This window comes from Winogradskyella psychrotolerans RS-3, from assembly GCF_000427335.1.
GTDB lineage: Bacteria > Bacteroidota > Bacteroidia > Flavobacteriales > Flavobacteriaceae > Winogradskyella > Winogradskyella psychrotolerans.
Map to the genome: position 1 here is coordinate 1 of NZ_ATMR01000210.1, position 1096 is coordinate 1096.

General features: G+C 37.9%; 1 pseudogene. It reads left to right on the top strand.

Annotation, left to right across the window (positions count from 1 at the left end):
* Positions 1-152 precede the first annotated feature (152 nt).
* Positions 153-1096, top strand: a pseudogene (locus ADIWIN_RS18805) (phosphoglycerate kinase); the annotation flags it as partial.

The following is a 1096-nucleotide window of genomic DNA, read 5'->3' on the forward strand; positions in this document are numbered from 1 at the left end:
CGAATTGGATGAAACCAATGCCACCTAATTTTAGCTGAAGAATTACCAGAAATACATTTGGGAAAAGCAATAAATGATAGGCTAAGCGGGCTGCTGCCAATAAAATGTTATTTTTGACGCATATATTAAACCTACAACGCATGAACAATCGGATCAAAACAGTAGATAACGTTGATTTTAGTGGTAAAAAAGCACTTGTGAGAGTGGATTTTAATGTGCCTCTGGACGATCAATACACAATAACTGACAATACTAGAATAGTAGCAGCATTGCCGACGATCAAAAAATCCTTAAGGATGGTGGATCGGTAATTCTTATGTCTCACCTTGGAAGACCTAAATCTGGTCCAGAAGACAAGTTTTCGTTGAGACACATTGTCACTGAATTGAATAAAGAGCTAGATTTATCAGTGAAGTTTGCCAAGGATTGCATAGGAATTGAAGCAACACAGCTAGCTACAAGTTTAAATCCAGGTGAAGTTTTACTTTTAGAAAACCTTCGTTTTCACAAAGAAGAAGAAAAAGGAGACAAAGATTTTTGCAGAAAAATTATCAAAACTAGGAGACATTTATGTCAATGATGCTTTTGGAACTGCCCACAGGGCGCATGCTTCCACTGCTATTGTTGCTGAATTCTTCAATGATAAAGTAGCTGGTTATTTGATGCAAGCAGAATTGGAAAATGCGGAGAAAGTATTGGGTTCACCAGAAAGGCCATTTACAGCCATTATGGGTGGAGCTAAGATTTCTGATAAAATCCTTCTTATAGACAAGTTGCTTGACAAAGTGGACAACCTGATTATCGGTGGTGGAATGTCTTACACCTTTGCGAAAGCACTGGGTGGCACTATAGGTGACTCCTTATTAGAGGAAGATAAAATGCCACTTGCACTAGAGCTTTTAGAGAAAGCCAAGCAAAAAAATGTTAATCTGATTTTGCCAGATGACACAATTATTTCCACTGATTTCGCCAACGATGCTGAGCAAAAAACAGCCAAAAAAGGACAAATTCCTGATGGTTGGATGGGCTTAGACATTGGACCTGAAACCTGTGTTAAATTTGCAAAAGTAATAAAAGATTCCAAAACTGTTCTATG